The sequence below is a fragment of the Lentzea sp. JNUCC 0626 genome, from assembly GCF_043632865.1.
Taxonomy (GTDB): Bacteria; Actinomycetota; Actinomycetes; order Mycobacteriales; family Pseudonocardiaceae; genus Lentzea.
The window spans coordinates 4,543,654-4,564,367 of the sequence record NZ_CP171635.1; the positions used below are offsets into that span (position 1 = coordinate 4,543,654).

The 20,714-nt window shown below is 68.4% G+C and carries 35 protein-coding genes; 31 read left to right on the forward strand and 4 right to left on the reverse strand.

The window, feature by feature from the left end; all coding sequences use genetic code 11:
• Position 1 precedes the first annotated feature (1 nt).
• On the reverse strand, positions 2 to 1,732 hold the full coding sequence (locus JNUCC0626_RS19745; RefSeq protein WP_394621240.1) for a cellulase family glycosylhydrolase: 1,731 nt from the start codon (positions 1,730 to 1,732) through the stop codon (positions 2 to 4).
• A 549-nt stretch (positions 1,733 to 2,281) separates the two neighbouring features.
• On the opposite strand from JNUCC0626_RS19745, the gene JNUCC0626_RS19750 reads away from it, so the two are divergent.
• The 5 genes from JNUCC0626_RS19750 (at position 2,282) to JNUCC0626_RS19770 (ending at position 6,645) form a co-directional block, all read left to right on the forward strand.
• The gene (locus JNUCC0626_RS19750) at positions 2,282 to 4,141 is read left to right on the forward strand and encodes a recombinase family protein (protein WP_394621241.1); all 1,860 of its coding nucleotides are present in this window, start codon (positions 2,282 to 2,284) and stop codon (positions 4,139 to 4,141) included.
• Positions 4,142 to 4,239: 98 nt separating this feature from the next.
• Entirely contained in the window at positions 4,240 to 4,998 is a 759-nt protein-coding gene (locus JNUCC0626_RS19755) for a hypothetical protein (RefSeq protein WP_394621242.1), read from the forward strand.
• Positions 4,995 to 5,396: a hypothetical protein gene (locus JNUCC0626_RS19760; protein WP_394621243.1), complete on the forward strand. Its 402-nt coding sequence runs from the start codon at positions 4,995 to 4,997 to the stop codon at positions 5,394 to 5,396. Before JNUCC0626_RS19755 ends, JNUCC0626_RS19760 begins: the two co-directional genes overlap by 4 nt.
• A complete protein-coding gene (locus JNUCC0626_RS19765; RefSeq protein ID WP_394621244.1) occupies positions 5,393 to 6,220 on the forward strand; it encodes a hypothetical protein in 828 nt (275 codons plus the stop codon). The genes JNUCC0626_RS19760 and JNUCC0626_RS19765 overlap by 4 nt, the downstream gene beginning before the upstream one ends.
• A complete protein-coding gene (locus JNUCC0626_RS19770) occupies positions 6,217 to 6,645 on the forward strand; it encodes a hypothetical protein (RefSeq protein ID WP_394621245.1) in 429 nt (142 codons plus the stop codon). The genes JNUCC0626_RS19765 and JNUCC0626_RS19770 overlap by 4 nt, the downstream gene beginning before the upstream one ends.
• 165 nt (positions 6,646 to 6,810) lie before the next feature.
• Here the strand turns inward: JNUCC0626_RS19770 and JNUCC0626_RS19775 are convergent, their stop codons facing one another.
• A complete protein-coding gene (locus JNUCC0626_RS19775; protein ID WP_394621246.1) occupies positions 6,811 to 7,095 on the reverse strand; it encodes a hypothetical protein in 285 nt (94 codons plus the stop codon).
• A gap of 137 nt (positions 7,096 to 7,232) precedes the next feature.
• Positions 7,233 to 7,688: a hypothetical protein gene (locus JNUCC0626_RS19780; RefSeq protein WP_394621247.1), complete on the reverse strand. Its 456-nt coding sequence runs from the start codon at positions 7,686 to 7,688 to the stop codon at positions 7,233 to 7,235.
• Between the two features lie 120 nt (positions 7,689 to 7,808).
• Here JNUCC0626_RS19780 and JNUCC0626_RS19785 point away from each other — a divergent pair, with 120 nt between their 5' ends.
• The 26 genes from JNUCC0626_RS19785 to JNUCC0626_RS19910 all read left to right on the forward strand — a co-directional run bounded on the left by JNUCC0626_RS19785 (position 7,809) and on the right by JNUCC0626_RS19910 (position 20,301).
• Positions 7,809 to 8,120, forward strand: coding sequence for a helix-turn-helix domain-containing protein (locus JNUCC0626_RS19785; protein ID WP_394621248.1), 312 nt, complete (start codon positions 7,809 to 7,811; stop codon positions 8,118 to 8,120).
• Complete coding sequence (locus tag JNUCC0626_RS19790) at positions 8,117 to 8,314, forward strand: hypothetical protein (RefSeq protein WP_394621249.1); 198 nt, start codon at positions 8,117 to 8,119, stop codon at positions 8,312 to 8,314. Before JNUCC0626_RS19785 ends, JNUCC0626_RS19790 begins: the two co-directional genes overlap by 4 nt.
• A gap of 6 nt (positions 8,315 to 8,320) precedes the next feature.
• A complete protein-coding gene (locus tag JNUCC0626_RS19795) occupies positions 8,321 to 8,638 on the forward strand; it encodes a hypothetical protein (RefSeq protein WP_394621250.1) in 318 nt (105 codons plus the stop codon).
• On the forward strand, positions 8,638 to 9,186 hold the full coding sequence (locus JNUCC0626_RS19800; protein WP_394621251.1) for a hypothetical protein: 549 nt from the start codon (positions 8,638 to 8,640) through the stop codon (positions 9,184 to 9,186). Before JNUCC0626_RS19795 ends, JNUCC0626_RS19800 begins: the two co-directional genes overlap by 1 nt.
• Positions 9,186 to 9,413 (forward strand): hypothetical protein, encoded by a 228-nt coding sequence (locus tag JNUCC0626_RS19805; RefSeq protein WP_394621252.1) that lies wholly within the window; start codon positions 9,186 to 9,188, stop codon positions 9,411 to 9,413. Before JNUCC0626_RS19800 ends, JNUCC0626_RS19805 begins: the two co-directional genes overlap by 1 nt.
• Positions 9,414 to 9,434: 21 nt before the next feature.
• Positions 9,435 to 9,746, forward strand: a complete 312-nt coding sequence (locus JNUCC0626_RS19810; protein ID WP_394621253.1) for a hypothetical protein — start codon at positions 9,435 to 9,437, stop codon at positions 9,744 to 9,746.
• Entirely contained in the window at positions 9,743 to 10,099 is a 357-nt protein-coding gene (locus JNUCC0626_RS19815; protein WP_394621254.1) for a DUF7574 domain-containing protein, read from the forward strand. The genes JNUCC0626_RS19810 and JNUCC0626_RS19815 overlap by 4 nt, the downstream gene beginning before the upstream one ends.
• On the forward strand, positions 10,096 to 11,007 hold the full coding sequence (locus tag JNUCC0626_RS19820) for a YqaJ viral recombinase family protein (RefSeq protein ID WP_394621255.1): 912 nt from the start codon (positions 10,096 to 10,098) through the stop codon (positions 11,005 to 11,007). Before JNUCC0626_RS19815 ends, JNUCC0626_RS19820 begins: the two co-directional genes overlap by 4 nt.
• Positions 11,004 to 11,891 (forward strand): recombinase RecT, encoded by an 888-nt coding sequence (locus JNUCC0626_RS19825; RefSeq protein WP_394621256.1) that lies wholly within the window; start codon positions 11,004 to 11,006, stop codon positions 11,889 to 11,891. The genes JNUCC0626_RS19820 and JNUCC0626_RS19825 overlap by 4 nt, the downstream gene beginning before the upstream one ends.
• A 203-nt stretch (positions 11,892 to 12,094) precedes the next feature.
• A complete protein-coding gene (locus JNUCC0626_RS19830; RefSeq protein WP_394621257.1) occupies positions 12,095 to 12,277 on the forward strand; it encodes a hypothetical protein in 183 nt (60 codons plus the stop codon).
• A gap of 4 nt (positions 12,278 to 12,281) precedes the next feature.
• Positions 12,282 to 13,364: an HNH endonuclease gene (locus JNUCC0626_RS19835; protein ID WP_394621258.1), complete on the forward strand. Its 1,083-nt coding sequence runs from the start codon at positions 12,282 to 12,284 to the stop codon at positions 13,362 to 13,364.
• Entirely contained in the window at positions 13,361 to 14,704 is a 1,344-nt protein-coding gene (locus JNUCC0626_RS19840) for an AAA family ATPase (RefSeq protein WP_394621259.1), read from the forward strand. The genes JNUCC0626_RS19835 and JNUCC0626_RS19840 overlap by 4 nt, the downstream gene beginning before the upstream one ends.
• Entirely contained in the window at positions 14,701 to 14,895 is a 195-nt protein-coding gene (locus JNUCC0626_RS19845; protein WP_394621260.1) for a hypothetical protein, read from the forward strand. The genes JNUCC0626_RS19840 and JNUCC0626_RS19845 overlap by 4 nt, the downstream gene beginning before the upstream one ends.
• A complete protein-coding gene (locus JNUCC0626_RS19850) occupies positions 14,892 to 15,383 on the forward strand; it encodes a hypothetical protein (protein ID WP_394621261.1) in 492 nt (163 codons plus the stop codon). The genes JNUCC0626_RS19845 and JNUCC0626_RS19850 overlap by 4 nt, the downstream gene beginning before the upstream one ends.
• Before the next feature lie 76 nt (positions 15,384 to 15,459).
• Positions 15,460 to 15,681 carry a hypothetical protein gene (locus JNUCC0626_RS19855; RefSeq protein ID WP_394621262.1) on the forward strand — a complete coding sequence of 74 codons (222 nt, stop codon included), beginning with the start codon at positions 15,460 to 15,462 and terminating at the stop codon, positions 15,679 to 15,681.
• Positions 15,678 to 15,899 (forward strand): hypothetical protein, encoded by a 222-nt coding sequence (locus JNUCC0626_RS19860; RefSeq protein ID WP_394621263.1) that lies wholly within the window; start codon positions 15,678 to 15,680, stop codon positions 15,897 to 15,899. The genes JNUCC0626_RS19855 and JNUCC0626_RS19860 overlap by 4 nt, the downstream gene beginning before the upstream one ends.
• Positions 15,896 to 16,114 (forward strand): hypothetical protein, encoded by a 219-nt coding sequence (locus JNUCC0626_RS19865; protein ID WP_394621264.1) that lies wholly within the window; start codon positions 15,896 to 15,898, stop codon positions 16,112 to 16,114. Before JNUCC0626_RS19860 ends, JNUCC0626_RS19865 begins: the two co-directional genes overlap by 4 nt.
• Positions 16,111 to 16,272, forward strand: a complete 162-nt coding sequence (locus tag JNUCC0626_RS19870; RefSeq protein WP_394621265.1) for a hypothetical protein — start codon at positions 16,111 to 16,113, stop codon at positions 16,270 to 16,272. Before JNUCC0626_RS19865 ends, JNUCC0626_RS19870 begins: the two co-directional genes overlap by 4 nt.
• 47 nt (positions 16,273 to 16,319) lie before the next feature.
• On the forward strand, positions 16,320 to 16,979 hold the full coding sequence (locus JNUCC0626_RS19875; protein WP_394621266.1) for a hypothetical protein: 660 nt from the start codon (positions 16,320 to 16,322) through the stop codon (positions 16,977 to 16,979).
• 14 nt (positions 16,980 to 16,993) lie between these two features.
• A complete protein-coding gene (locus tag JNUCC0626_RS19880; protein WP_394621267.1) occupies positions 16,994 to 17,188 on the forward strand; it encodes a hypothetical protein in 195 nt (64 codons plus the stop codon).
• Positions 17,189 to 17,197: 9 nt separating this feature from the next.
• Positions 17,198 to 17,419 (forward strand): hypothetical protein, encoded by a 222-nt coding sequence (locus JNUCC0626_RS19885; protein ID WP_394621268.1) that lies wholly within the window; start codon positions 17,198 to 17,200, stop codon positions 17,417 to 17,419.
• Between the two features lie 179 nt (positions 17,420 to 17,598).
• Positions 17,599 to 17,757 carry a hypothetical protein gene (locus tag JNUCC0626_RS19890; RefSeq protein ID WP_394621269.1) on the forward strand — a complete coding sequence of 53 codons (159 nt, stop codon included), beginning with the start codon at positions 17,599 to 17,601 and terminating at the stop codon, positions 17,755 to 17,757.
• A gap of 3 nt (positions 17,758 to 17,760) precedes the next feature.
• Complete coding sequence (locus tag JNUCC0626_RS19895) at positions 17,761 to 17,919, forward strand: hypothetical protein (RefSeq protein WP_394621270.1); 159 nt, start codon at positions 17,761 to 17,763, stop codon at positions 17,917 to 17,919.
• 53 nt (positions 17,920 to 17,972) lie between these two features.
• Complete coding sequence (locus JNUCC0626_RS19900) at positions 17,973 to 18,320, forward strand: hypothetical protein (RefSeq protein ID WP_394621271.1); 348 nt, start codon at positions 17,973 to 17,975, stop codon at positions 18,318 to 18,320.
• A 22-nt stretch (positions 18,321 to 18,342) separates the two neighbouring features.
• On the forward strand, positions 18,343 to 19,509 hold the full coding sequence (locus JNUCC0626_RS19905; protein WP_394621272.1) for a hypothetical protein: 1,167 nt from the start codon (positions 18,343 to 18,345) through the stop codon (positions 19,507 to 19,509).
• Positions 19,510 to 19,566: 57 nt separating this feature from the next.
• Entirely contained in the window at positions 19,567 to 20,301 is a 735-nt protein-coding gene (locus tag JNUCC0626_RS19910) for a DNA methylase (protein ID WP_394621273.1), read from the forward strand.
• On the opposite strand, the gene JNUCC0626_RS19915 is transcribed toward JNUCC0626_RS19910, so the two are convergent.
• Positions 20,217 to 20,681, reverse strand: coding sequence for a RapZ C-terminal domain-containing protein (locus tag JNUCC0626_RS19915; protein WP_394621274.1), 465 nt, complete (start codon positions 20,679 to 20,681; stop codon positions 20,217 to 20,219). The two genes, JNUCC0626_RS19910 and JNUCC0626_RS19915, sit on opposite strands and share 85 nt — an antisense overlap.
• Between the last annotated feature and the right edge of the window lie 33 nt (positions 20,682 to 20,714).

Genomic DNA, 20,714 nt, shown 5'->3' on the forward strand with positions numbered 1-20,714 from the left:
TTCACCAGCTTACGTACCACTGTCGAATCTCGGCCTCCGCCGCAGCCACGTTGCCGCCCGAGGGGGCCGTGACCAGCGCGAACTGCCGTCCGGGGGCCGAGTTGAGGAGCAGCTTGTCGCCCTGGACGGCCGACTGCGCCGAGCTGATCACCAACGGCGAGCGCAGCGACGCGGGCAGGTGGAGTTCGGTGGGCGCGGTGCCGCCGTTCGAGTCCCACACGATGACGGCGAACGGGGCGGTGCCGACGAGCGCGCGGACGTTCGGCAGCGGAACCTGCTGCCAGGTCTGGTAGGCGCGGTCCTCGTAGGTGAACGCGAGCGTGGTGCCCGCGACGGCCTGCGGGTAGACGCGGTCGACGACGGCCCGGTCGACGTTGAGCACGGGGTTGTTGTTCGCGTCGAGCTTCACGGCGGAGAAGTGCTCGTCGTTCATGGCGTCGCCGTCGGTCTTGACCTTGTTCGGGTTGTCGTTCATGAGCTCGCGATGACGTCCGTAGTTGGTGTCCCAGTGCCACTGGCTGCCGGACACGACGCTGCCCTTCGGCGCCGACCACCACCGCGCACCCGGCGCCGTCGAGTCGAGGCCCTGGTAGATCGCCTTCAGCACGGACGGCGTCTTGTCGGACGTGAAGCCCGAGACGGGGTGGCCGAACTCGGAGACGATCGCCGTGGTGCCGAGTGCCTTGGCGCGGTCGCGGATCGTCGTGAACGCCTGGGTGTACTGCCCGTCGGCCGCCTTGCCGGGCATCAGAATCCCGGACTGCGCCTTGCCGTCGTAGAAGTGCGCGTTGAACACGAACCGGTCGCCGAGCGCGGGAACCAGCGTGAGCCCGCCGGGTTCGGCGAAGAATTCGACGTTCTGGTTCCAGAACACCAACGGTTCCACGAACGCGGGCTTGCCGCCCCAGCCCGCCTCGTCCATCTCGGCGCGGAACCGGTGGTAGAACGGCATCAGGAGATCGCGCTCCCACGTCTGCGAGGTCTGGCCGGCGTCGTACTTGCCGGCGTACGGCTCGTTCAGCGGGTCGACGCCGACGACGAGCTTGAACTCGTTGGCGGGCAAGGCGTTCTTGACGTGCTTGAGCGCCTCCCCCGCAGCGTTGATGAACGAGTCCTGCACACCGTTCCTGTTGTGCCAGAAGTCGTAGGTGGCGGCGGTGACGGCGTTGTTGTTCTTCATGTTCTGGCCCCAGTGCACGCAGATCCCGCACGACTCCTTGGGGTATCCGCTCGCGGCCCACGCCGGGGCGCCGTCGCCGGTGTACCAGCTGTCGGAGTTGAAGAGGTGCCGCGAGTAGAGGTCCTGGTGGAAGTCCAGGTAGACGCGGATGCCCTCGTCGGTGAACTGGCGCAACTGGGCCGTGACGCCGTCCAGGTAGGCGTGGTCGATCTGGTTTCTCCGGGGTTCGATCCAGGCCCAGGTGAGGAGGAACCTGACCGCGTTGGCGCCGGTGAGGCTCTTCATGGCCTGGGCCGATTTGCGCGCGTCCGTGGTGTTGGCGAACGGGAGTCCGCGGTACTCGGCCAGTTTCGCGGTGCCGGAGACGTTGAAGCCTCTCAGGACGACCTCGCGGCCGTGTTCGTCGCGGAAGACCCCGTTCTCCACCCGGAGTTCGGTGCCTTCGAAGGATTCTGCCCTTGCTGGGGTGATCAGGGAGAAGAGGAAGAGGACCGTCAGGAGAACCGCTCGCCGCATCGCCGCCGCCTTTGGGAACGTGAACGAGATTCGCATTGCACCGTAGCCGGTTGGGTGGGGTTGCGGCTAGGGGCTTGTCACGTCGCCAATGCGGTGGTCCCGTTTGGTGCAGACCTGGACGAGCTTTGGTTTCGTCATCGCCGCTTCGCGCCGATAGGGATTGGGGCTTGACTTCGGGGCCCTTGCGAGGCGCTGGTCGGACTGGAAAGGCCGGGCTGAAAAGCGCCCGGCCGAACCACAAGTGGTAGCACCTCGCACCCAAAGTCAAGCCCCAATCCCTTCGGGTGCATGGCTGGGTTGCGTTGGCACGTCACCGATACCGGCTGATCGGTGCAGCCAAGAGTGTCGGCTCGCCTTCGGCATTGCGTAGCTCGGGCGCGCGTTGAGCCAAGAAACTCAAGGACGCCTCGCCTACGGCGTCGTTCTCCTCAAGCCACTGCTGACCGAGCTCTCGGCTACCTCGCGCTCGGCTACCTCATCTCCCGGCCCGCTGCGCTCCGCGCAGCTCGCCGGGCCGGAGTGTCAGACCCGCTGAGTACGTTGGGTCCCGTCGCTGCGGGGGTCATTTCGTGTTAGACACCGGCTGTGACGACAAACATGCAGGTCATCGGGGTGCCGATGGCCCTTCCAGATGGCCATCCGCTCAAGACCGGACCGTCCGCCAACCAGTGGTCGTGGCGGGAGAGAACCGCCAAGCCGGAGTCTGAGTGGGTCGCCTGGCTGTACGGGCGCGTCTCGAACAAGCTCGAAGACGCGTCGGTCGAGAACCAGAACGAACTGAGTCGTGGGTGGTGCGCTGACCGGACGTGGAACCTGACCCGCGAGTACAACACGACCGGTCGTCGGGACGGGTCGGCGTCGGACTTCGCCAAGGTGATCCGCGAGTGGTGGGAAACCCTGTTGGCGCACGTCATCGCGGGTCTGGAGGACCCGTCCCTGCCGATGCCGGACGTGGTGGTGCTGTACGAGGTCTCCCGTGGTGACCGTCGACTCATCCAGTGGGCCGAGACCATGAAGCTGTTTGCCGCGGCCGGGATTCTGGTGGGCGTGCACAGCGAGGAACGGGTGTTCGACCCCCGTCTTGACTCCGACTGGGAGTCGCTGATGAACCTGGCTCTCAAGGCGGAGGCGGAGGTCAAGCGCACCCGTCGACGGTCGACCCGCAACCTGTCGCAGCGGATGGCGGCGGGCGTGCCCATGGGGCCGATCCCGGCGGGCTGGTTCGTGAAGAAGGACAGCCGCGGCAAGACCATCGTGGAGATCGACGGTCGACCGGTGATCAAGGTCGACGGCAAGGCCGTGGTGCACATCGATGGTCGGTACGTGCCCGTGGATGAGGTGGAGGGGCGTCGCGTCCGGCACTTCGAGGACCCGAAGTACGCCCCGATCCGCGCTGAGGTCATCACGCGGGTGGGGAAGGGGGAGCCGTTCTCGGACATCCGGGACGACATGATCAGCCGGGGCGTCCTTGCACCGTCGGACTACCAGCGCAAGCAGCGGGGCGAACCCGTGTTGGGGGTCATGTGGGATGACAACGCCGTGAAGCGGATGGCGAGCGACCCCCGGTGCATCGGGAAGTTGATGGTGGACGGTGAGTTGATCGACGGCCAGGTGGAGCCGATCGTCGGGCCGGAGGTCTTCTACCGGGCGCTGAACGTGGTCAACGACGCCGCGCGCAAGGCCAAGTACACCGGCAAAGCTCCGGAGAAGCCGGGCAGCGCCGTGCACCTGCTGCGCCCGGCGTGCACCTGTCAGTGGAGCAAGCGCAACCGGATGACCCGGCACTTCGATGGCAAGTATCACAACTACGAATGCCGTGTGACCAAAGGATGTTCGCGCCGTATTCACGGTCCGGGCCTGGAGGCGTACGTGGTGGCCACCGTGGTCCAGTGGCTGACCCGCCCGGACGTCTTGGCCCTGTTCCCGGCCGCTGACGACGTGGCGTTGAGCAGGGCGCGTGCAGACCGGGACAAGGCGCAGGTGGCGCTGGCTGAAGTCCTTGCCGCACAGGAGGAAGGCGGCCCGGACGCGCCCAGTTGGCGGGTCGTGGACATCGAGGTGAAGCGCCAGGAGAAGGCCATCGCCGACGCTGAGAAGCTGATCAAGTCGTTGGCGATCCCGACCGCCGTGCGCGACGTGCTGGGTGTCGGTACGGACGTGGTGAACCTGACGGAGTGGTTCGTCTCCCCCCAGGTCCCGATGGGTGCCCGGCGGACGGCGATCGACCGCCTGGTGACCGTGGTCGTCAAGCCTGGTCGGCGTGGGCGGGTCAAGACTGCCCAGGGCGAGCACATCAGCGACCGGGTCCGCGAACGGGTGGACATCTTGCTGAACTGCCCGCGCGGGTGTGGGTCCCACCTGGTCGAGCGTGACGGGGCCTGGCCGTGCCCGAAGTGTGACAAGTCCGAGCAGAACCGCGAGCAGGTCCCGGCGACCGCCGCGTAAGAAATCACACCGGAATTCTCCGGACGCGTCGTAACGAATTCACGGCGCATACGATGATCACATTGATATTTGCTTTGGCAAACGCGAGGAGATGGGTAGTGACCGAACGGTTTTGGGTGATCTTTGAGCAGCACCGGACGGAGGTCGACGGGTTCGTCCCGGCGTTGATCACCGTCGGCAACCCCGACCCACAGATGGGCGCGGGCGACTCGGCCCGGCCACGGGTGTGGGGTCGGACCTGGGCTGAGGCCCAGAAGATGTGCGACCAGGCCAACGTCGAGGACTACGGCCTGACCCACGTGCAGGCGCGCGACATGGTGGTGGCGTTCCTGGAGGCGGACCCGGCCCGGTGGGAGACCGGCCCGTGTTCGCTGGACAACTGCTTCCGGGAAAGGTGCAACGGCGTTGTCCACATGGGAGCGGCCGATGTGGAGTGGCCCCAGATGCAGGGGATGGCCATGGACCCGACGGTGTCGGACTACACCGCGTACGACTGGTCGGGTGACGGAGAGTTCAGCGATGACCGTGGCACCTGGCGTTTCCGCGAAGAGTTGATGTGGCGCGACTGGCGGTGGGGCGGGACCGATGAGCAGGACCGGCGGGCTGCGTTCACGGCCCACGTGACGCCTGAACTGGTGGACATCTGCTGGGAAATCAAACCGGATCTGTACAACGACGCGCTGGACCGCGCGATCGAGTACGCGCTTCAGCGGTACTCGGACCAGGGTGCCGAGTCGCCGGTTTTCGGTGCCGCTTTCCTGGCCGTCTTCGAAATCGAGATGTCCAGGCACTGGCACGACATCGATTCCTGGTTGATCCCGGAGCGGTGGGAAGAGTTCGGGGTGAGCTTCGAATGATGGGCGAATCCACTGTGGTGGCGACGGTCTGCCGCGAGTGCGGCGACTCCGAACTGCCGTTCACACCGGAGGGCTTCTGCTCCGGGTGCGCCTTCGACGCGTGTGCCGACGGTGACGGTGACCGCGTCGGGCTTCCCGTCCCGACGGACCTCGACACGGCGGTGGCCAGGCTCGCCGACCACTTCGTGGACGGCTGCTGGCACACGGCCGACGTCGCCTGCCTGGTCTGCCACCTGGCGCACCGCAGGTGCGGGGACTGCGACCTGATGTTGGGCGACATGTCCGACTCCCAGGCCGACGAACACCGGTTGTGCGCCAACGAATTGTTCCTGGCCGTCGGATGTCAGGGGTACGTCACCCCGTCCGTGCGTGCCGCTGCCCTGGAGGTGTTGAAGTGACTGAACAGTGCTGGGTGATCTTGGAGCAGTACCGGACGGAGGTCGACGGGTACGTCCCGGCGTTGATCACCGTCGGCAACCCGGACCCGGAAGTGGCCTCGGGCCAGGGCGACTCGTCCCGGCCGTGGGTGTGGGGCCAGAACCCCGCTCAGGCGCAGGAGGTGTGCGACAAGGCCAACGCCGACGACTACGGCCTGACCCACGTGCAGGCGCGCGACATCGTGGCGGCGTTCCTGGAGGCAGACCCGGACCGGTGGGCGACTGGACCGTGTTGGCTCACCTACTGCCGCGCCCCGAAGTGCAACGGCGTGCAGCACGTGGACCGGCAGGGCGACACCTGGGACCAGTTCCAGGGAATGGCGTACACGATGGAGACGGAGGACTTCACCGCGTACGACCCGAACGGCGAGGGCGAGTTCACCAACGGCCGCGACACGTGGCGGATTCGTGGTGAGTTCCTGTGGTGCGACCACATCTTGAAGTTCGAGGAGTTGGAGGAGGCCAAGCGCTACGGGGCCACGTTGTTGTCGGCTGACCAACTGGACCGGCTCCTCAGGTTCACCGCGTGGCAGTACAACGGCGTGCTGGACGAGGCGTCGGAGTACGCCCAGGTGCACTTCGAGGACCTGACCTCGCCGGGGTTCGCCGCCGCCTTCCTGGCCGTGTTCCACTGCCGCCTGTTCGACCTGGAACACGACCCCGAGGCGGTCGAGACGGCAGCCAGCGCGTCATGGGGCAACCCGTCCCGCAGCAGCAACCCGTCCCGCAGTAACAAGCCCTCCCGCAGCAGCAAGCGCCGCAAGAAGGGCAAGGGCCGACGATGACCAACAGGAACGACGCCCCCGTGACGCGCCACGAGATCGGCTCCGGGCGCATGCTCACGATGGTGCGAACGCTGCCCGCAGACGAGACGCTGCACTACCTGGCGTGCTCGTTCAACGTCACCGCGGCACGGGAGTTCGCAGCGGACTACCAGGTCGACCAGGCCGACATCACCGGCTGGTTCGGGATCGGGTCGACGGTCCACGTGACGGAGCAGGAGGTGAACCAGGCGGACCTGACCGTGCCGCTGGTGTTCATCCACCTGATCAACCCGCACACGGACGAGAACGCCGGTCCGATGCTGGTGAGCGGCTGGGCGGCCGTACACCGGGCAGAACGCGAACAGGTCATCGTCCTGCCCGTGGTCATGCTGAACGAGGAACAGTCCCGGTCGGTGCTGACCCGCTGGGACGGGCCGACGTCCTGACCTAGCACCCGAACACACGAAGCCCCCGCCGTTGGTACCGGCGGGGGCTTCGTGCTGGGTGGGGTCCCGTGAGCAGTCACGGGTCCTTGCGGTCGCCCAGCACGGCCGTGGCGGCGAGCCTACCCAGGACACCCCCCGCCGTGCGCGGGTCCGGCCGCGGGCTGCTCAGCCGTCCGCGCGCCGTGGGCGCTGCCCCGGCATCGGGGTCACCTGTCCCGCCTCCTCGCGCCGCTCGGCGTCGTCCGCCTCCTGGGCGAGCCAGGTCCGCAGCACCGGAGGCACCAGTACGCGGCGGAGCTGGGCCAGGCGGACCTCGATCGCGGTCAGCGCGTCGTCGTTGGCGACCTCGAACTGGTTGAGCCTGCGGGTCAGCCGGTGTTCGGCCTGGGCGATCTGCCCGACGACCACCCAGCAGCACACGGCCGCGGCGGCGATGGCTGCGCCGGCCACGGCCGCGCCTCGGGCATGGCCGGGCGAATCCGCAACGCGCGCACGCCGGTTCGACATCGTGGCCACCACCTGAATTCGATCATGAAAAGTAGACATCGCGTGTCTACCTGGTGGCCGAGGGCGGCGCAACATGTCACTCAGTCGGCCGAGCGGATGTCACCATCCTGAGTGGACGCGGTGGAAGCAAGGTCCCCGACCGTGTCCGCCACCCAGGCCAGGAACGGGGGGAAGCTCCCGCACTCCCTGAACTTCCTACGCAGCTCGTGCCGCAGGAACTCGTCCGCGCTCATGGTCTTGACCATGAGGGGCTCGACCTCCTTGGCGGCGTCAGGCCGGCCGATGTCGATCAGCTGCTGAGCCGTGATGCCCAAGCTCACGGCCAATGACGCGACGCTCACCGCCTTGGGCCACACCACTTCCCCGTGTCTGCGCACGTTGAGGATCTGGTACCAGCGGGAACGGGAGATGTCCACCTCGTCGATCAGCGACTGCAACGTCCATCCCTTGACGTCGCTGGCTTTGTCGTCCTGGGCCTGTCGCAACAACTGCGCGAGAGCGTGGGCAACTTTCGGGTCGCGTTCGTCCTCGCTCATGGCCCGGCACCTTATCGGCTGGGCCAAAGTCGCGCATTGGTCCCCCCAATGGGTAGAGAACTGCCGGAGTCTGTCTACTTCCGTGGCAAAAGTAGACATCGCGGGGTTAGCGTCCGGCTCATGCCGCAGAGGACGGAACCACCTCGCCGGGCGGCGCTCAATCACTCACCGGAAGCCCTGCGATGGGCTCGCCGAGCCAAGGGATGGACCCAACGTCAGCTCGCCGATGTCATCGGCGTCAAGGCGACGTCCGTGAGTGACTTCGAGCGTGGCACCCGATCCGCGCCACCCGACCTTCTTATCAAGATCGCTCGTGCTTTCCGTTGCCCCGTAAGCATGTTGGAGGCATGGGACCCGCAGGACCGCGAGGCCTCCCGTGTACTCGACCAGATCAGCGCGTTGGTCAGGCCCGCGAACCGCGAGGCCGCATGACCTGCCCCGAGGCCACCACCAGCGACAACTGGCCGTGGTCGGTGCTGTCCGAGGAGACCGTGGCGTTCATCCGCGCCACCGTCGCCACCTGGCCCGTGCCGTCCACCGCCCAGATTGACCAGGTCGCCGCGTTGCGGCCCTCCCGCCGCATCCCCGCCGAGGTAACCCGAGCCGTTCACACACGACCCGCCTGAGGTGCCATGTCTACCGTCATTCCCTTGCACGGCAAGCCGATCCCGACGCTGCTCCGCCGCCTGAACGAGGCGCTTGCAGAACTCAAGGCAGTGTCGAGCGAGTGCACGACCATGCCCTACGGCGAGTGGTTGCGCCGCATGGCCAAGTGCCGACGTCGTGTTGCCGCGGTGTACCGCGCCGAGTCCCACAAGCACGACCACCGGACCGTCCTGTGGCACGCCCTGACCGATGCGGCCATGCTGCTGGAACTGCACGCCGACGCCAACCAGATGGCCGCGGCCGTGCACGAACAGACCGGCCCGTCCATCCCGGACGGTGCCTGATGACGGCGACCCTGGACTACATCCCCAGCCCAGACCCCCAGATCGAGATCGCCCGGCTTCGCCTGGCGCTCCAGGTCGAGCGGGAACGCCGCGTCATGGCCGCCCTGTGGGGCTCCCGTGACGACCGCTGCCCACACGTCTTCGCCCTGTACCGCCACGAGAACGACGACGAGCCGGGTTCTCCTGGTGCCATCGTCGCCTACGGCGTGCACTGGACCGACGGCCAGGTGACCCTGCGGTGGACCGAGACCAGGTCCCACATCGCCGTGACCGATGAGTGGGACGGCCTGCCGACCTTCGAGGCGTGGCGGCGCAAGGACTCCGACCTGTCGATGGTGTGGCTGTCGGAGGACGTGGACGACCTCACCGAGGCGATCACCGACGGTGTACGCCACCAGCTCGGCCAGGCGCTGGCCAGGCCGCAGACGGTGCAGTACCTCACGATGGCCGTGGCCGCCGTGCCGTGGAAGGACCCCCGCGAGATCGCCGAAACCGCGTTGAGCGCTCTGCGCAAGGCGGTGGAGACCGTTCCACTCGGGGACGCGTGATGTTCGCCGTCATCACGGCGGTACTCGCCGTGCTCGCCCTGTGCGTGATCGGCGTCGTGATCTCGCTCGCCGAGCCCTACACCGCAACCGACGACGACCCCGGCGGCGAGCACGACGCCCAGGCCGACGAGGCATGGATAGCGGAACTCCACGCGCTCAACCAGGCCATGCCCTACGTCCGCAAGCACCGCGCACGCCTGGCCGCCCGGCCCGCCCGCCACCACTGACCATCCCTGAGGGAGTCCGACATGAGTACCAAACTGTCTTCCAGGCTGCCCAAGGGAACCGCCAACGGCCTGGACGTCATCGCCCAGGACCTGATCGCCGATCCCGCCCGCCGGCATCTGGTGGTGGGCATCGTGGACTGCACCTCGGTCACGACCAGGCACGACAACGGCGCGGTCGTCCCCACGGCCCAGTTCTGCCGCATCGAGGTCGTGGCGGTGGCCGATGCCCAAGCGGCGCAGGACCTGCTGCGCCAGGCGTCCGAGGCCCGCCAGGGCTCGCCCCTGCTGCCGCTGGAGTTCGGCTACGACGCCGCGGAGGTCGACTCCCCGTGAAGTCGAACATTCTGAGGACTCCCGATCGGTACGGCCTGCGGCTGCTGGCTGCCCACGACGCGTCGGAGGAGGCGTGCCGGTTCGACATGGTGGCCGTCTGGCAGGACGAGGAAGACAACTACCTGGTCGGGCACTCCGAGCACTGCGTGTGCGATCAGCCGTTTGAGGGCATGGCCGTGATGAACCTGGCCGCCGTGGAAGACCTGGACGCCGTGGCGGTCTTCGCCCGCGAGAGTTGGGCGGAATGGTCGTCGGACTTCGTGAGCGAGCAGGAGTTGGACGCCGCGGTGGCCGAACTGGTCCGCCAGGCGGTCGAAGCAGAGCGCGAGTACGAACGGTGGCACCGCTCATGATCGTGCCCCGGCTCAGCACGTGCGCGGACCTGGTCGGCCGCCACGCCGACGGCTCCGAGCAGTGGCACGCGTTGCGGGCCACCGGCATCGGTGGAAGCGACATCGCCGCCATCCTGGGGATCTCCCCGTGGGAGTCGGCTTTCTCGTTGTGGCACCGCAAGGCGGGCACCGTCGAGGGCAAGCCCGTCAGCCCGGAAATGTCGTGGGGCCACCGCCACGAGGACACCATCGCCCGCTGGTACCGCGACACCCACCCCGGTGTCAGGGTGGCCCGGACCGGGACCTGGAGGAACAGGCAACGGCCGTGGCAGCTCGCCAACCCGGACCGGCTGATGGCGAGACGCCGGGTGCTGGAGATCAAGACCGACCGCAGCGCGGAGGCGTGGGGCAAGCCCGGCACCGACGAGGTTCCGGTGCACTACCGCGCCCAGTGCATGTGGTACCTGGACACCCTGGGCTTCACGACCGCGCACCTGGCCGTCCTCATCGGACTGTCCGACGCCCGTGAGTACGTCGTGCACTGGAACGAGCCCGAGGCCGTCCTCATGCGCGACGCCGCCGAGTCCTTCTGGGACAGCCTGCAGAAGGGTGACCGGCCACCACTGGACGGCCACGACGCCACGTACCGCACCGTCCGGGACCTCAACCCGGACCTGGAGGACGTGGAGGTGGAGGTGCCCTACGAGGTGGCCGTGGCCTACCTCGGGGGGTGCGCCGCCGAAACCACGGCCGCGGAACAGAAGCGCGCCGCGGCGGCCCAGTTGATGGACGTCATGGGCTCGGCGCGCCGAGCGACGTGTGAGGGGCGGCGGATCGCCGTCCGGGTGCCAGGACCCCATGGAGGCAGGCCGTTTCTCCGGCCTGCCAGCACCAAGACCAAGTTCGCGCAAGGGATCGAGGCCGCGTGAGCGGACAGACCATAGGGCAAGCCGTTGCCACCAAGGACAAGGGCATGATCGAGCAGTACCGCGGCGACTTCGCCGCCGTGCTGCCCACCCACATCAGCCCCGACCAGTGGGTGCGCGTCACCCAGGGCGAACTGCGGCGCAGCGCCCAACTCCAGACCATCCTGAAGAACAACCCCGGCTCCGTGCTCTCGGCGCTGCTCGACTGCGCCCGGCTGGGCCTGGAGGTAGGCGACACCTACCACCTGGTGCCGATGGGCGGCGAGGTCGTCGGGATCGCCGACTACCGGGGCATGATCGAGCTGATGTACCGCGCAGGCGCTGTGCGCGCGGTCAAGTGCGAGATCGTCTATGAACACGACCTGATTCCGGACCCGCAGGACATCGACCCCCGCACCGGCCGGCCCCGGCCCCGGTTCTCGTGGGAGCCCTCCTACATGCGGGTTCCCCATCACCGCCCGGACTGGTGGGCCGACCGAGGCGAGATGAAAGGTGCCTACGCCTACGCGGAAATGATGGACGGGGCGATCTCCCAGGTGGTGTTCCGCACCCGCCGGGAGATCGAGAAGGTGCGGGCGGTCAGCAAGACCGCCAAGTCCTCCACGTCGCCCTGGTCGGTCTGGCCTGACCGGATGTGGCTCAAGACCGTGCTGCGGGAGCTGGCGCGGATGGTGCCGACCTCGGCGGAGTTCCGAAAGGACATCGCACGCGCGGCCAAGGCCGGGCAGCACGAGGCCGCAGAGACGATGCGGTCCGGGCTTCCCCGCCTGGCGTTCGACGACGACGTGGTGGACGCGGAAGTTGTCGCCGACGACGAACCCGCCAAGATGTCCGACCCCGTGGCCCCGCAAGCACAACAGCGAGACCGACCCCAGACCGCCGCCTGACCTTCCCCAAGCCCGGTGCCGACGCCCGGCAGCCCACTGCGACCCGGTGACGCCCCTGGGGGACTGCAATCCCCGGCGTCGCCGTCCGGTTCGCGGCCTGCCGCGCGGCGTCGGCACCGTCTGAAGGGCGGCGGGGTGGAGTGCTTCGAGCCGCTCCATCCCGCCGCCGACCACCCCTTCGAGTTCGTCAGCGGGAGTGGCCCGTGACCAACCTCAATCCCTTGCCCCGTAACACCATCAACGAGGGCGTCATCCCATCCGCACAGGAACTGTGGGCGCGAATCCAACTCGCCCGCGCCTGCCTCAACCACGGCCGGGTCGACCGCGCCGAACTTCTCGCGATCTTGAACGGGGCGGCCCTGGCCGACCTGATGCACCGGGAGTGACCCAATGACTTGGTTCAAGGTGGACGACGGCCTGCACAGCCACCGCAAGCCCATGCGCGCGGGCCTGGAGGCCATGGGCCTGTGGGCCGTGGCGGGTTCATGGTCGGCCCACCACCTCACCAACGGCTTCGTTCCCGACTACGCCGTCATGCGCTGGGGCGTCAACGCCGCAGAGTTGGCCGTCCGGCTGGTCGACGCCCAACTGTGGGTCGACGCCGAGCAGGACGGCGACACCGGCTGGCGCTTCCGCAACTGGAACAAGTGGCAGCCGACCCGCAACCAGGTCGAACTGGAACGTGTCTGGTGGCAACGCAAGACCGCCCTGTACCGGGACCCCGAACTACTCAAGGACATCCGGGCGCGGGACAAGAACCGGTGCCGCTACTGCGGTTCGCTGGTGAACTGGAAGGACCGCCGCAGCACCGTCGGGGCCACCTACGACGCGGTGGACCCCCAAGCCGGGAACACGCTGGTCAACATCGTCGTGTCCTGTCGTGGCTGCTTCATCCGCAAGGCGAACCGTGCCCTGGTCGACGTGCCGGACATGGCCCTGCTGCCGGTCCGCGCCTCTGGACCGAACCAGAACCGAACCAGCACGCAACCAGACACACACGAGAACGAACCCAACTCGGAACCTGAACTGCGCCAAGGAAAAACCAGAGACACCACCAGGTCCGAACCAGAACACAACCAGGGTCCAACACGTACCCGTCCCGTCCCGTCCAGTCCCGTCCAGAAGAAAGAGAAGAACCCTTCGGGAACGGCGGCCACCAACCAGTCCGTACCTGGTTCGGACACCACGGCGGGCGAGGTCGTGGCGGCCTGGGTAGAGGCGTTGACCGCCAACGGTGTCCAGCCCTCCTCGGCCCAGCGCGGCCAGGTCGGCAGGCTCGCCCGCGAGCTGCTCGCCCACAACGAACCCGGCCGAGTCCTTGCCGCGGCCCGATCCGCCGGGGCAAAGGGGTTCGCGACCATCGACCGGGAACTGACGGTCATGGCCGCCAAGCCCGAACCCAACGACCGATGGCCCGGCGGCTGGAGGCCGGTCAACCACGACCCGGTCAGCGGAAGGCCGGTCGACTGGTGACCGTCAACCCGATCCCCGCGGATCTGGTGGCGGAACGCCAAGTGCTGGCCATCGTCCTGTCCCACGAATGCCCCGAACCGATCACCGCCAAGTTCCTGCTGGTCCCACCGGACGCCTGGCACGACCCGGTCCACGACGTCGTGGCCACCGTGCTGCGCGACCGGATCACCCGCCGAATCCCGATCGACCCCCTCGTGGTCGCCACCGACGCGGCGTCCGTCGTGGGCACCGACCACAAGGCCCAGCGAGTCCACCGGTTCGTCACCGACGCCGTCACCGCGACCCCGCCATGGGTCTCGTTCGACTACTACGCCGAGGAGGTCCTGCGGGCGCTGTACCTGCGCCGCGTCCACCAGTCCGGCCAACGCCTGGCCCAGCTCGCCGAACACGGAGCCCACGCAGCCGACATCGGCGACGTCCTGACCAGCCTGCGCAGCTGCGTGGACGAGATCGAATCCGGCTATGGCCTGGCGGAGCCGGACAAACCGATGAGCCTGGCCGACCTGGCGGCGATGGCGGAGGAACCACACGACTGGCTGGTGCCCGACCTGCTGGAACGCACCGACCGCCTGGTGCTCACCGGGTTTGAGGGCACAGGCAAGACCGAACTGGTGGCCCAACTGGGCATGGCGTTGGCGAGTGGGCTCCACCCGTTCACCGGCCAGATCAACAACGAGAAGGGAGCGCGTGTGCTGCTGCTGGACTGCGAGAACTCCCGCCGCCAGGTGCGGCGTCGCTGGGTGCGTCTGCGGGACCGGGTCGACCTGGTGCGCTCCATGGCCGACGCCGACCCGATCGACTGGGCCGATCAGGTCCGCATGGTCATCCGCCCGGAAGGCGTGGACCTGGCCAACCCCACCGAACTGGCCCGCGTCGAGCAGGCCATCGCCCTCACCGCGCCGGACCTGGTCGTGGGCGGCCCGCTCTACAAGATGTCCAAGCTCGACATCCGCGACGAACCCGCCGCCAAGGCGCTGGTCGACGCTTTCGACCACCTGCGGGTCAAGTACTCGTTCGGGCTGGTGATCGAGGCTCACGTGGGCCACGGCGGGGAACTGACCGGCGGGCGCAAGCTGCGGCCCACCGGGTCCAGCCTGCTGTTGCGCTGGCCGGAATTCGGCCTGGGCCTGCGAGCTCACCGCGAGGCCGCCAACCGCGAACACCCCGACCTCGTGGAGTTCGTCTCCTGGCGCGGAGGACGGGAAGTCAGAGACTTCCCAACGCTGCTCGGCCACTCCACCCGCGAACTGCCCTGGACCCCACGCGACCCCGATTACCGCTACCGCAACGGAATGCCGGCATGGACCCCCGAACAACCCGATTGGAGCCGCTCCCCGTGATCCGCCTGTGCTTCCGCGGCCTTCTCTGGGTACTCGCCGCCTGGACCTCAGGCGGTGCCATCGGGGCGTGGCTGCTGGGCAACCACCCCGACCGGGTCCTGTACACGGCACTTGTCCTCACCCTGATCAACACCCTGTGGATAGATCACCTGGCCCACCACCGCCGCGACCGCGTGCGAGGTGCCTCGTGACCACCGACAGCACTGCCTCGGCACGGGGCAAAGCCTCCCGGCGCAAGGGACACGACACAGAGCGGATGTTGGCCCGGTACCTGCGCCAGTGGTGGCCCCTGGCCAAACGCAAGGCGGACAACGGATGGAGGCGCGGCCCCGTCGCAAGCGCTGACCAAGGCGACATCGCCGGCACCCCCGGCATCGTCTGGCAGGCCAAGTACGTGGCCCGGCTCAACGTCACCACGACGATGACCCAGGCCACCGCCCAAGCCGTCGCCGCCGGGGCCGACTACGCCGTGGTGGTCGAGCGCCGCAGGGGCCGCGCCGACCCCGGAGCGTGGTGGGCCTGGGTGACCCTGGTCGACCTCGCCCAGCTCCTCGCCCCGGTGCACCAGGTGCCGCCCCGCCTCGGCGGGCACCTGAGCACCACGTTGGTCCGCCTCGAACTGCACCGCCTGGTCGAGCTGCTTCGCCTGTCCGGCTACGGCGAACAGCCCGGCAACTGACGGCCCGACGTCCGCGACGGCTGACCCAATCCCGTTGCGACACAACAGAAATCAGCAACAGAGAGGACGACACGCGATGAACCGCGCCCAGCTGATCGAGGCTGCCACCAGGGTCATCGACCCGTCGGCAGTCGACCGCCCGCGGCTGGACCTCACGACCGACAACCAGGCGGTCCACGCCTTGGCGTGGATTCTGCGTCGCCGCAAGGCCGTCGGCATCGCCCAGGCTTTGGTCGACGCCGGATGGAGGCCTTTCGCCCAGATGGACACCGTTGCCCAGAAGGAGGAAACCCGATGACCTGCCGTACCTGCGGAATGACCGGCAAGCACACGACCAGCTGCAAGACCACCGCCAGTACGACCCGCACGCGGGTGACCGCGCCCGGCCGGGGCGTCTACGCCGACCCGATCGCCGTGGGCTTCGACGTGACGACCCCCATCGACTCCCCGGCCGAACCGTGCCCGCCCAGCGACCCCGGCCCGAGCTGCACCCCGGACGGAGGGACCACGTGGTGAGCAGCGCCCAGTACTCCCGAGACTGCATCGCTGTCGGGATCTGCCCGCCACCGCTGGAGCAGTGGCAGCAACGCCGAGCGGTCCGCGCGGTCGCCCACCACGCCCAAGACGCAGACGACCTGCTGACCCTGCTGGAGATCCTCGGCCTGCCCGCCCAGGCAGGCAAGGCCGACGCGGAAACGCCACAGATGTGGCGATCGGTGCGGATCACGTGAGCACCAGCCCACTGCCACCCCTCGGGGTCGTCGGGATGGTCGCCCTGGTGCTCGGCCTGCTGGGCTGGGCGGTCTCGGGCCACTGGCAGGCCGCGGCCGTGGGCCTGGCGCTCTGTCTGACCTGCGCAGTACTCGACGCAGGCCTACGGCACCGGTGACCAGGCGCGGCACGGCGAGCACGACATGACCCTGGAGGAACACCCTGATGGCGCTGTGTCTGGTGACGAACTGCTTCCACGAGGCCTACCACCGGTACGCCTGCGAGTACTGCACCGAGCGGATGCAGCGCCACCTGCGGGAGGTCGAAACCTACGCGGTGATCATCCGCGCGACCAAGACACCAGGCCGCGGCCAGCCTGCCGTCCGCCGGGCACCGGGGTTCGGCTCGTCCATCCCAGGACGAGCCGACGCCCTGGTGGCCGACGACTACCGCAGCAGGTCCACCGGGGACGGACCGGACGACGTGGAACGCGACGTCCGGTCCCTGCTCGGCACCCTGCACGGCATCACCTCGTGGCTGCGACAGGAACGCGACGAACCCCCACCCAGAGGCACGCTGGACCTGTCACGAGAGATCGGCTGGTTGTTGCCGCGCGTGGAGTGGTGCGCCACCCAGCAGTGGGTGGACGAACTGGCAGGCGACATCTCCGAACTGCACCACCAAGCCCGCCGTTTGGCCGGCGACAGCCCACCCAAGGCCGTAGGGCCGTGCCTGACCGCCTCGTGCACCGGCCGGGTCTACCCGGCCTTGATCCTCGACCACCGAACCGCACTGCGGCAACGAGTCGAGGGCGGCCGGTGCTCCCGCTGCCCAAGGATCTACGACTGGCTGGACCTGATCAACGTGCGGCGCTCGACGCTGTGAAAGGAGGTTCCCGAATGACCCACGACGAGTGCAAGGCCTACGCCGCGGCACTGCTGGTCGAGCACGCGGGCGACGTCGAACTGTTGTCCGTCTATGAGATGTTCGAACAACACGGCCCAGACGGCTGCGGCGACGAGATCAGCGACGAGGACGCAGGCAAGGTGTTCGACCTCGTCGCCACGGCGAACATCACCGTGCACTGGACTTAGGGGGCACCAATGGGAAGGCAGGAGTTCATCGTCCTGGTAGGACCCGACCGCACGTTGATCGACCGCCACTCCCTGGCGTTCCTCACCCAGCGCTCGGTGAACACCATCCGGGCGCACTGCCAGGTCGAGACCTACCACCGTCGTCACGCGCTGTACGACCTCGACCGCGCCCGCGCCGTGCTCGCCGAAGTCCCCGTGCGGGGTCACTCCATCGTGGCGTTGCCGTCCTGATCTCTTGCTATATCATCGTTTCCAGCGGGCAGAACTCTGCCCACATCCGGCGCTGGTCCCGTGTGGACGCGCCCCGACCCCCTGACGTCCCCCCGTCGCCTGGTCGGATACCCCTGGACGCAAGCCCTCACCTCTGAGATCGGGTGAGGGCTTGTTCCATTGCGCCCACAGGAGTCTTCGTGACCGACCCGTCCCAGTACCCCGGCCCGGCGGACACCGAGCAGGAACCCGAGGCCGCACCGCGCCCGGCCCCTGCCGAACAGCCGGACACCGAACAGCCGGAGCCGCACCAGGTGCCATCGGCCGAGCAGCCGCCGAACCTGACGCGCGACGCGTAGCCCGTGCTGTTCCTCGCACTCATCCTCATGGCCGGTTCCACGCTGTGCATCGTGCTGGGCCTGGTCCTGGACGGAATGGCGTGGCTGCTGGTCCTGGGCACCCTGGTGGCCATCGCCGCGGCCGTCGCCGCCGTGATCGGCGACCGTCGCCACGACTACTGACCCACCGGCCACCGCGAACCGGTTGCCCAGCAGCACAACGAAAGGCGTGAGCGATGCCGGCCACGGCCGTCCCCGTCATCGACATCCCCCAGGGCGTGGCGACGCCGCTCGGTGGCGGTGTCGCCGTCGACGCCATCAACGGCAACTCCGTGCAGAACAACAGCGCGGGCAAGACCTTCGTCCGGTTCACCAAGACCGACGCCGGAGCCGCCACGGTGGCCGTGACGATCACCCGCAAGGTCGCAGGTCAGAGCGTCACCCCGGTCACCTTCACCATCCCGGCCACCACGGGCGACGTCCTGTACCCGCTGGGAGATCCCAACGACTTCGGCAGCGTCGTGACCTTCGTTTTCACCAACGCCACCGCGGGCACCAAGATGTTCCCTTTTAGCCGCACCTGATCAGGCCCAAAGGGGTGATCCGGTGCCCCTCCCGCCGTCCGTCCAGCGCGTCACCGTCCACGGCCGCTACAGCGCCCTGCCCGACGGTGTGACCCCGACCGGCGTGGTGCACTTCGTGCCGCCCGCAGTCCTGCGGGTCACCGCCGACGACACCGTGGTCATCCCGGCCACCATCGCCGCGATCGTCACCGCAGGCGAGTTCACCGTGTCCCTGCCTGTCACCGACGATCCCGCCATCACCCCGACCGGCTGGACCTATGAGGTGATCGAGCGACTCGCCGGGTTCCCCTTGCGCCGCTACCGCATCCCGGTTCCCCGCTCCACCGTCGGCGTGCTCGAACTGGCCGACATCAGCCCCGCCGTCACCCCGATCCCGGCCCAGTCCTACGCGACCACAGCCGACCTCGTGGCCCTGGACGCGCGGGTCGACTACCTGGAAGCCCACCCCGGCGGCGGAGTCACCGACCACGGGGCGCTCACGGGATTGAGCAACGACGACCACCCCCACTACCTCAACGCGTCCAGGCTCAACACCGCGCTCGCCCCGTACGCCACGACAGCCGCTCTCACGACCGGACTGACCGGCAAGGCCAACACCACCCACACCCACCTGACGGCAGACGTCACCGGGCTGGACAGCACCCTGGCAGGCAAGGCCCCATCCGGGCACGGCCACGCCCAGGCCGACGTGACCGGCCTCGCCGACACCCTGGCGGGCAAGGCCTCCAGGACCGTCATCCGCCACGCCTACATCACCACCGGCAACGTCTCACCCTTGCCGGACACCAACGGGGCGTGGAGCTACCCCGGCGACGCCACCGGCCTGCCGGTCGACTTCGCCCTGGAACTGCCCGCCGCGGCCGGTGACTGGGTGGAGCTCGGCGTGCACGCCATGAAGAGCGACAACACCCAGGCCTTCCTGGACGTGGCGGTCATGGTCGGCCCGACGGTCGTCCGCCACCTGTCCACCGGCACAGCAACGCCCGCCGTCGAGGGTGACCCCGCCTGGTACCCGCCCCCGTTCCGAGGCATCTGCACCTCCCGCGGCTTCCTCGTCGGCACCGAACACCTCACCGACGGCACGGTGCAGTTCGTCCTTGCCAACAAAAGCGCCGGCGCAGGCGTCCTCTACGCCTCCCCGTCGTTCCCGTTCTACTGGTGCGCCCGCAACCTCGGCCCGGTGCTCTGACCAGGCAATGGCCGCTCGACTCGCCCTCTTCCTGACCGGACACCGAGGGGCGGGCGAATGGCCCGCCCCCTGCTGCTCGACGCCTTCTGCCGCAAGGGCGGATCGTCGGCAGGTTATGAAGCGGCGGGCTTCCACGTCGTCGGGGTCGACATCGAAGACCACGCCGACGGCTACGCGGGCAGCGAGTTCGTCCAGGCCGACGCCGTCACCTACATCCGCGACCACGGCCACCAGTTCGCGGCCATCCACGCCGGACCACCCTGTCAGCGAGACTGCGCGCTCACCCTGGGCACCAACGCCGCCCGCGCGGGACTGCACACCAGCCTCCTCGAGGTAACCCGCGAAGCACTGGACGCCACCGGACGCCCATACGTGATCGAACAGCCCATCGGACGCGCCCCAATGCGACGCGACGTCCTGCTGTGCGGGCTGATGTACGACCTCAAGGTCTACCGCCACCGCCAGTTCGAACTGTCCGGCTGGACGATGCCGAACCCGGCGCACCCCTCCCACCGAGGGCATCGAGTCGCCGGGTACCGCCACGGCCGCAACTACGAGGGCGACATGTACGCCGTCTATGGCGACGGAGGCGGCAAGGGATCGGTCACGGACTGGCAGCGGGCCATGGGCATCCCCTGGATGAGCAACAAGAAGGACCTGGCCGAGGCGATCCCGCCCGCCTACACCCGCCACCTCGGCGAGGCGCTTCACGCACTCGTCGCGAACCCACGAAGGTCAGCAGCTCCTGGAGTCCGCGTCGTTGCAAGAACGGGCTTGTCCAGGTCCCGGTGACGCAGGTCGACCTGCCACCCTTCTGCCCGGCACCGCGCGGCAAGGATCTGCCCGAACGCCGGTCCCCGGTGGCGACCTCCAACACAGAACACCACGACCCGCACCACACCCAGCCCCAAGCCGACCGGCAGGGACACCGCCTCGAACAGCGTCTGGGCGAAGGCCCGTGCTCCTGGTTGGCGCAACACGTTCTGGACGACCTCAGGATCTCGGGCAGTCATCTGCCGCATCGCCACGGACACGTGCGGGTCCCTGAACCAGTCGGACACGTCGTAGACCATGTGACCGCGTGGCACCGGCCCATGACCGGACCCGCAAGTCCTGATCGACACCTGGGCCTCCGGCCGTGGGGCGGAGAAGTTGCAGCGCTGCACCGTCATGATGCAACTGTGGAGTCCGGAACCGTTCCGGCG

Bases quoted from the DNA above. Each gene is read 5' to 3' on its own strand.
- JNUCC0626_RS19760 (WP_394621243.1), top strand. From the start codon at position 4,995: ATGATGGGCGAATCCACTGTGGTGGCGACGGTCTGCCGCGAGTGCGGC.
- JNUCC0626_RS19810 (WP_394621253.1), top strand. From the start codon at position 9,435: ATGAGTACCAAACTGTCTTCCAGGCTGCCCAAGGGAACCGCCAACGGC.
- JNUCC0626_RS19835 (WP_394621258.1), top strand. From the start codon at position 12,282: ATGACTTGGTTCAAGGTGGACGACGGCCTGCACAGCCACCGCAAGCCC.
- JNUCC0626_RS19855 (WP_394621262.1), top strand. From the start codon at position 15,460: ATGAACCGCGCCCAGCTGATCGAGGCTGCCACCAGGGTCATCGACCCG.
- JNUCC0626_RS19745 (WP_394621240.1), bottom strand. From the start codon at position 1,732: ATGCGAATCTCGTTCACGTTCCCAAAGGCGGCGGCGATGCGGCGAGCG.
- JNUCC0626_RS19880 (WP_394621267.1), top strand. From the start codon at position 16,994: ATGACCCACGACGAGTGCAAGGCCTACGCCGCGGCACTGCTGGTCGAG.
- JNUCC0626_RS19795 (WP_394621250.1), top strand. From the start codon at position 8,321: ATGTCTACCGTCATTCCCTTGCACGGCAAGCCGATCCCGACGCTGCTC.
- JNUCC0626_RS19780 (WP_394621247.1), bottom strand. From the start codon at position 7,688: ATGAGCGAGGACGAACGCGACCCGAAAGTTGCCCACGCTCTCGCGCAG.
- JNUCC0626_RS19910 (WP_394621273.1), top strand. From the start codon at position 19,567: ATGGCCCGCCCCCTGCTGCTCGACGCCTTCTGCCGCAAGGGCGGATCG.
- JNUCC0626_RS19770 (WP_394621245.1), top strand. From the start codon at position 6,217: ATGACCAACAGGAACGACGCCCCCGTGACGCGCCACGAGATCGGCTCC.
- JNUCC0626_RS19805 (WP_394621252.1), top strand. From the start codon at position 9,186: ATGTTCGCCGTCATCACGGCGGTACTCGCCGTGCTCGCCCTGTGCGTG.
- JNUCC0626_RS19790 (WP_394621249.1), top strand. From the start codon at position 8,117: ATGACCTGCCCCGAGGCCACCACCAGCGACAACTGGCCGTGGTCGGTG.
- JNUCC0626_RS19885 (WP_394621268.1), top strand. From the start codon at position 17,198: ATGGGAAGGCAGGAGTTCATCGTCCTGGTAGGACCCGACCGCACGTTG.
- JNUCC0626_RS19915 (WP_394621274.1), bottom strand. From the start codon at position 20,681: ATGACGGTGCAGCGCTGCAACTTCTCCGCCCCACGGCCGGAGGCCCAG.
- JNUCC0626_RS19785 (WP_394621248.1), top strand. From the start codon at position 7,809: ATGCCGCAGAGGACGGAACCACCTCGCCGGGCGGCGCTCAATCACTCA.
- JNUCC0626_RS19800 (WP_394621251.1), top strand. From the start codon at position 8,638: ATGACGGCGACCCTGGACTACATCCCCAGCCCAGACCCCCAGATCGAG.
- JNUCC0626_RS19860 (WP_394621263.1), top strand. From the start codon at position 15,678: ATGACCTGCCGTACCTGCGGAATGACCGGCAAGCACACGACCAGCTGC.
- JNUCC0626_RS19820 (WP_394621255.1), top strand. From the start codon at position 10,096: ATGATCGTGCCCCGGCTCAGCACGTGCGCGGACCTGGTCGGCCGCCAC.
- JNUCC0626_RS19875 (WP_394621266.1), top strand. From the start codon at position 16,320: ATGGCGCTGTGTCTGGTGACGAACTGCTTCCACGAGGCCTACCACCGG.
- JNUCC0626_RS19900 (WP_394621271.1), top strand. From the start codon at position 17,973: ATGCCGGCCACGGCCGTCCCCGTCATCGACATCCCCCAGGGCGTGGCG.